The sequence below is a fragment of the Photobacterium lucens genome, from assembly GCF_009873615.1.
In the GTDB taxonomy this organism is placed as follows: domain Bacteria; phylum Pseudomonadota; class Gammaproteobacteria; order Enterobacterales; family Vibrionaceae; genus Photobacterium; species Photobacterium lucens.
The window spans coordinates 1-6,570 of sequence record NZ_SSMG01000076.1 but is presented as its reverse complement, the minus strand read 5'-3'; the positions used below and the strand labels follow the sequence as shown (position 1 = coordinate 6,570).

General features: G+C 41.7%; 7 protein-coding genes. 3 read left to right on the top strand and 4 right to left on the bottom strand.

Annotated features, from left to right (window positions below; genetic code table 11):
• The first annotated feature begins 287 nt into the window (after positions 1-287).
• The 3 genes from E5A76_RS03990 to grxB all read left to right on the top strand — a co-directional run bounded on the left by E5A76_RS03990 (position 288) and on the right by grxB (position 2,761).
• On the top strand, positions 288-1,049 hold the full coding sequence (locus tag E5A76_RS03990) for an SDR family NAD(P)-dependent oxidoreductase (protein ID WP_161118169.1): 762 nt from the start codon (positions 288-290) through the stop codon (positions 1,047-1,049).
• A gap of 190 nt (positions 1,050-1,239) precedes the next feature.
• Complete coding sequence (xthA, locus tag E5A76_RS03985; protein WP_023931456.1) at positions 1,240-2,046, top strand: exodeoxyribonuclease III; 807 nt, start codon at positions 1,240-1,242, stop codon at positions 2,044-2,046.
• 64 nt (positions 2,047-2,110) lie between these two features.
• Positions 2,111-2,761, top strand: a complete 651-nt coding sequence (grxB, locus tag E5A76_RS03980; RefSeq protein ID WP_161118168.1) for a glutaredoxin 2 — start codon at positions 2,111-2,113, stop codon at positions 2,759-2,761.
• Between the two features lie 86 nt (positions 2,762-2,847).
• Here the strand turns inward: grxB and E5A76_RS03975 are convergent, their stop codons facing one another.
• The 4 genes from E5A76_RS03975 to E5A76_RS03960 form a co-directional block, all read right to left on the bottom strand.
• A complete protein-coding gene (locus tag E5A76_RS03975) occupies positions 2,848-3,537 on the bottom strand; it encodes an ABC transporter permease (protein ID WP_161118167.1) in 690 nt (229 codons plus the stop codon).
• Between the two features lie 4 nt (positions 3,538-3,541).
• The gene (locus tag E5A76_RS03970) at positions 3,542-4,282 is read right to left on the bottom strand and encodes an ABC transporter permease (RefSeq protein ID WP_107279804.1); all 741 of its coding nucleotides are present in this window, start codon (positions 4,280-4,282) and stop codon (positions 3,542-3,544) included.
• A gap of 88 nt (positions 4,283-4,370) precedes the next feature.
• Complete coding sequence (locus E5A76_RS03965) at positions 4,371-5,147, bottom strand: ABC transporter substrate-binding protein (RefSeq protein WP_161118166.1); 777 nt, start codon at positions 5,145-5,147, stop codon at positions 4,371-4,373.
• Positions 5,148-5,269: 122 nt separating this feature from the next.
• Positions 5,270-6,040 carry an ABC transporter ATP-binding protein gene (locus E5A76_RS03960; RefSeq protein ID WP_161118165.1) on the bottom strand — a complete coding sequence of 257 codons (771 nt, stop codon included), beginning with the start codon at positions 6,038-6,040 and terminating at the stop codon, positions 5,270-5,272.
• Positions 6,041-6,570 lie beyond the last annotated feature (530 nt).

Sequence of the window (6,570 nt, the reverse complement as noted above, 5' to 3'; positions counted from 1 at the left end):
GCGGCTTAACTAAAAACTAATATATTGATTTTTAATCATTAAGTGTCAGCTAATAGCAAAAAATTAATTCTCTTATTAATAAATAAAACAGCGATTTATTTATTTGACAAAGGAAATACCCCTTGGAATATGAATGGGTTATGAATAATTGTTTCTTAATTACTAGCAAATCATTCCGTTATTCATTTGTTCTTAATGTTGCCTAAATATTAGTGACAGTGATCACAAATCCACCATCATCAGCGATCTATCATGCGCGCATCATTTGTATGATATAAAGGCCAATCATGAACAGATTCGAAGGAAAAGTGGTGATTATCACAGGTGCTGGTAACGGTATGGGTAAAGCGGCAGCACATCGTTTTGCTTCCGAAGGTGCCATTGTTGTTTTAGCAGATCTTTACCAAGACGCATTAGATAAAGTACAGAGTGAGCTTATCGCAGAGAAAACTCTGAGCGTAAAAACTGACGTATCTAATGAAGAAGAGGTTAAGAACCTTATCGAACAAACCATTAAGAACTTCCATAAGATTGATATCTTAATCAACAATGCAGGTGTACATATCCCAGGTACGATTTTAGACGGTAGCATTCAAGACTGGGAGAAAATCTCCAGTGTGAATATCAATGGTGCGATTTACTGCGCTAAACATGCCTTGCCTCACCTTATTGAAAGCAAAGGCTGTATTGTTAACAACGCCTCTGTTTCAGGCTTAGGTGCTGACTGGGGTGCGGCATATTACTGCGTATCTAAAGGCGCAATTGTAAACCTTACTCGTGTTCTAGCACTGGATTTTGGCCTACAAGGTGTGCGTGTTAACTCTGTATGCCCAAGCCTAGTGAAAACTAACATGACCAATGGCTGGCCCGAAAATATTCGTAATAAGTTTAACGAACGTATTCCATTAGGTCGTGCCGCAGAGCCTGAAGAAGTTGCAGCCGTGATGAGCTTCCTAGCAAGCAGTGATGCAAGCTTTGTTAATGGTGTAAACCTACCTGTTGACGGTGGTGTTACTGCATCCGACGGTCAACCTAAAATCGTTGCTTAGCTATAAATAACCTATAATTACCGAAGGCGGCTCTTATCTTTCTCGTCGCCTTCTTTTCTCTAATATTCTTTGCTTAATATCGATTAACCTCATCGTTTATTTAAAATAAATAGGCTCTGTTACGACTTAACATCTATGTTAGTATCTTGGCTTATCCGTAATTACATACAGACATAAATCGGAATAAATGATGAAAGTTATCTCCTTCAACATCAATGGGCTACGTGCTCGCCTTCACCAATTACAGGCTTTAATTGAAAAGCATCAACCTGACGTCATTGGTCTACAAGAAATTAAAGTTCATGATGAAGCATTCCCATTAGCGGATGTTGAAGCGATGGGCTACAAAGTTTACTTCCACGGTCAAAAAGCCCACTACGGCGTAGCTATGTTATGTAAACAAGAGCCAATCAGTGTACAAAAAGGCTTTCCGACCGATGATGAAGATGCCCAACGTCGTATGATCATGGCAACTTTCAAGCAAGAAAACGGCAAGGATCTCACTGTGATGAATGGCTACTTCCCACAAGGGGATAACGTAAGCCATGAAACAAAATTCCCAGCCAAAGAAAAGTTCTACGCCGATCTGATGAACTACTTAAATACTGCTCACACTAACGATGAAGAGTTAATTGTGATGGGTGATATTAATATCAGTCCTATCGATTTAGATATCGGTATTGGCCCAGCTAACGCAAAACGCTGGCTAAAAACAGGCAAATGTTCATTCCAACCGATTGAACGTGAGTGGTTACAAACTCTATTAGATTGGGGCTTTATTGATACTTTCCGTCAACTACACCCAAGTGTCGACGATAAGTTCTCATGGTTCGATTACCGCTCTAAAGGTTTTGTTGATAACCGTGGTCTGCGTATTGACGTGATCCTTGCAACACCATCACTGGCTGAGCGTTGTGTGGAATCTGATATCGACTATGAATTACGTGGTATCGAGAAACCATCGGATCACGCGCCGATCTGGTCGACATTCAAATAAAAATAAAGGTGAGTCTTTACTCACCTTTTTACTACCTATTTCACTTCACTCTAAGGGACTACCTATGAAGTTATTCGTTTTTGACCATTGCCCTTTCTGCGTCAAAGCCATGATGATCACTGGCTTGAAAAAAGCCGATATTGACTTGGTTTATCTGCAAAATCACGACATTGATGCACGAATCGAGAAAGTGGGTGCTAACATGGTGCCAATCCTCCAAAAGCCGGACGGTAGCTACATGGCTGAAAGCCTTGATATCGTCAAATACATCGACAATAGCGATGCGCACCCAGTACTGACGCCTGAGGTTCACCAACAAGAGTTGGTAGAATGGGCTGAAGCAGCTCGCCATTGTGTGCCTTATTTGCTCTACCCTCGCTGGCTGAAAATTGACTTACCAGAGTTTCAAGTCGGAGAAGCCAGAACATGGTTCCATGATAAAAAAGCGCCAATGCTGTCAGTCAGCTTTGAACAAGCGTTTGCAGATTCTGCGCACTACATTGAACTTGCTAATAACGCACTGCAAACATTGGAATGGTTAACATTGCCATCAGAGCGTAATAATCAGCTAAGCTACGATGATATTCATCTATTCCCAATGCTGCGTAATCTCACGGTCGCAAAAGGCGTTCAATACCCAGCACGCGTTCGCCAGTATATTAATGAAGTATCAGCACTTACATCCGTTCATCTGTATGATGATGTGGCGGTGTAAAACACATCACCAATAACACAAAAAGCCCAGCCTTGATGATTCAACGCTGGGCTTTTTTTACACTCTTCAAGTTTCTAGGAAACAACTTAATCTGTAATTTCAGTTAATGACTGTAAATGACGTAAGTATCGTGCTTCCAGTTTCTTAAAGCCCCAGATAATGGCAAACGTCAGTACCATGTAGCATAAACCCGCAAACAAGAATGACTCGAACGGTGCATAGTAACGAGAATTCACTATCCGTGCCGCACCGGTTAAGTCCACAATGGTGACAATCCCCGCCACCGCTGAGCCGTGTACCATGAAGATCACTTCATTGCTGTAAGCCGGTAACGCTCGGCGTAACGCACTTGGCAAAATAATACGGCGAAAAGCTTGAAGTTGGCTCATACCATAGGCTTTGGCCGCTTCTATTTCTCCTTGTGGCATACTGTTAATTGAACCGCGAATAATTTCAGCCGTGTATGCAGCAGTATTTAAAATGAAAGCCACTAACGCACAGAACCATGCTTCTTGCCACAATGTGCCTTGCACTTCGATAACTTGGCTTAAGCCGTAATAAATCAGGTAAAGCTGGATCAACAGTGGTGTGCCACGGAAGAAGTAAATATATGCCCAAGCCGGAAACGCGATAAATTTGTTGTCGCTATTGCGCATTACGCCAATCGGAATAGCACACACTAGTCCAATCAATAACGATACTGCGACCATCCACACTGTGGTGTAAAAACCTTCGAGGTAGATCTGCCAGCTTTCAGTAAAAATCGTAAAGTCCATATCACTACCTCGTCGGAATACTGTATTTACGCTCAGCCCAATTAAGTGCCAAGGTCGATATCGAGGTAAAAATTAAGAACACAATCGCAACGGTAAAATAGAAGGTAAAAGGTTTTTGCGTTGTGCCTGCGGCTAATGCGCCTTTGCGCACCATGTCATCAAGGCCAATGATCGAGACCAAAGCAGTAGTTTTCAGTAATACCAACCAGTTGTTACCAAAGCCAGGTAAAGCATGGCGGATCATCTGTGGTAATAAAATACGACGAAACGAAAGAAAACCACTCATTCCATACGCTTTACCTGCTTCAAGTTCGCCTTTATCAACCGCTAAAATCGCCCCACGGAACGTTTCTGCCATGTACGCGCCAAAGATAAAACCTATGGTTAAGACACCCGCAACAAACGGACTGATCTCAATATAATCGGGTAAATAACTCGTCCATTCATGGCTTGGATCAGACTGAGTGAAATAGTTATTGAGCCACTCGTTCATATTGTACAAACTGTCATTAAGCAGCATTTGACCGCCAAAGAAAATCAGCATCATCAAGACAAGATCGGGAATACCGCGAATTACCGTCGTATAAAGTGTGGCAATCGCGCGCGCCCAACGATAAGGCGATAGCTTAGCTAATGCACCTAACATACCTAAGGTAGCAGCAAGCAATAGCGACAGCAGTGCAACTTGAATTGTTATCCATGCGCCTTGGGCTAGAGACCATCCATATCCATATAAATCGAACAACGGCATACTCCTTCATTGTTCAAAATAACGAGCATGTGTTGTCCCTCTCTTGGACAGGCAACATCACATGCTCTTATTCAGCTATGAGTTACTGACCGTAAACGTCATAGTTGAAGTACTTCTCTGCAATTTTTTGGTATTGACCATTTTCACGCAATGCCAAGATAGCTTCATCTAACTTCTTGGTCAGGTCTTTATCTTGCTTACGTACTGCAATACCAAAGCCTTCACCAAACCATTTAGGATCTGTCAGTGATGGACCAATAAATTCAAAGCCCTCACCACCATCTTTATTTAGCAATCCTTCTTCCAATGCTGATGCATCACCTAGCACGCTAACAATACGACCAGCTTTTAAATCAAGGTAGGCATCATCAAATGAACCATAACGTACGATTTCAACTGAATCACCAAAGTTGTCAGTTAAGTATTTATCGTGGGTCGTTGCACGTTGAACACCAATTTTCACCCCTTTTAAACCTTCTTTAGTAAAGTCTAAATCTGTGCCTTTCTTTGCTACAAACTTATTAGGGATCAGGGCATATTTCCCCGTGAAATCGATTTTCTTTTTACGCTCTTCGGTGATCGACATAGCGGCGATGATCGCATCATATTTACGAGCGAGAAGCGATGGAATAATACCGTCCCAATCTTGAGCAACGATCTTACATTTCACCTGCATTTGCGCACAAAGTGCGTTTGCCATATCAACATCAAAGCCTTTTAGCTCGCCGTTTGGCTCAGTCCAACTAAATGGAGGGTAAGCACCTTCAATACCAAAGCGTACTTCTTTCCACTCTTTTGCTTGTACTGCTGATGCGCCCATCGCAGAGAACAATGCTGCGGCTAAAATCCATTTTTTCATATCGCTTCTCCTGTTTATATTCAGTGATCAGAGCTATCTCGCCATGATCATCGCGCTCAAAAGCGCAGTTATCTGATAGCAGAGTGAATAAGCACCCTACGCCTTAGTCGATAACTCTAAGTTTAGTAAATAGACGAAATAAATTGCTGCAATCTTTCGGATTCTGGACTGGTAAATAATTTATCGGGGTGACCTTGCTCTTCTACTAATCCTTGATGGAGGAACATCACTTGATTTGACACATCACGAGCAAACGCCATTTCGTGAGTTACCACCAACATGGTACGCCCTTCTTGTGCTAGATCTTGCATGACACCCAGCACTTCACCGACAAGCTCTGGATCGAGTGCAGAGGTAGGTTCATCAAACAGCATAACTTCCGGATCCACCGCAAGCGCACGCGCAATAGCGGCACGTTGCTGCTGACCACCAGATAAATGGGCTGGGTAATAATGACGACGTTCAAATAAGCCAACTTTTTGTAATAAGGTTTCAGCTTTTTCAACCGCTTCTGCTTTCGGTACGCCTAGAACATGCACAGGTGCTTCAATCACATTTTGTAGCACTGTCATGTGCGACCACAGATTAAAGCCTTGAAATACCATGGCTAGACGGGAGCGAATACGTTGTACTTGTTTCTCGTCAACAGGAAGGAATTCACCACGGCGATTATGATGCATTTTTATCAATTCACCGTTAACCCAGATCTCGCCTTGCGTTGGGGTCTCTAATAAGTTGATACAGCGTAGAAATGTGCTCTTTCCTGAGCCTGATGAGCCAATAATCGACACTACATCACCACGGTGAGCAGTAAGAGAAATGCCTTTTAGCACTTCATTGTCACCAAAAGATTTATGCAGGTCGTTGACTGCTAGCGCCACGTCATCCTTCATGTGCGCAAACTCCTGTCTTATAGAAATTGTCACTAACTCGAATAGCTATTCTTTAGCAGAGCATGACATTTCATTAAAAATCATCTTTTTCGAAAGTATCACCTGAAAATACTTTTTGCAACATTCCATTAACCTAACTGAAATAACAAACACAGCACCAAATATCGCCTAGTTACGCAGTTTTAAAGCATAAAAAATCACAACACTTTAGTGAAAGGGTTTTATCTTTACATTTTTGATAAAGTGAATGTTCAGTCATTCCAAGCAGAGCAAAAAACCAACCGTTACTTTTTGAGCAGAATTTAATTTTACGCTTAATTTCCTAACACGAAATTGATGAAAATGCAGCAAACGCTATCGTAGAATAAAGCCATAAATATACATGGGCATAAAAATTCGCTTTATTGCCTTACTCTGCTATGTTTTTCTCAATAATGAAAACGACTCAAAAATGCATAGTGTTGAATCGAAGAGTGTTAGTTAAATATCACGATTTTTTTGACTTTTAACAAAAACGATAAGTAAAAGTT

Bases quoted from the DNA above. Each gene is read 5' to 3' on its own strand.
- E5A76_RS03975 (WP_161118167.1), bottom strand. From the start codon at position 3,537: ATGGACTTTACGATTTTTACTGAAAGCTGGCAGATCTACCTCGAAGGT.
- E5A76_RS03960 (WP_161118165.1), bottom strand. From the start codon at position 6,040: ATGAAGGATGACGTGGCGCTAGCAGTCAACGACCTGCATAAATCTTTT.
- grxB (WP_161118168.1), top strand. From the start codon at position 2,111: ATGAAGTTATTCGTTTTTGACCATTGCCCTTTCTGCGTCAAAGCCATG.
- xthA (WP_023931456.1), top strand. From the start codon at position 1,240: ATGAAAGTTATCTCCTTCAACATCAATGGGCTACGTGCTCGCCTTCAC.
- E5A76_RS03965 (WP_161118166.1), bottom strand. From the start codon at position 5,147: ATGAAAAAATGGATTTTAGCCGCAGCATTGTTCTCTGCGATGGGCGCA.
- E5A76_RS03990 (WP_161118169.1), top strand. From the start codon at position 288: ATGAACAGATTCGAAGGAAAAGTGGTGATTATCACAGGTGCTGGTAAC.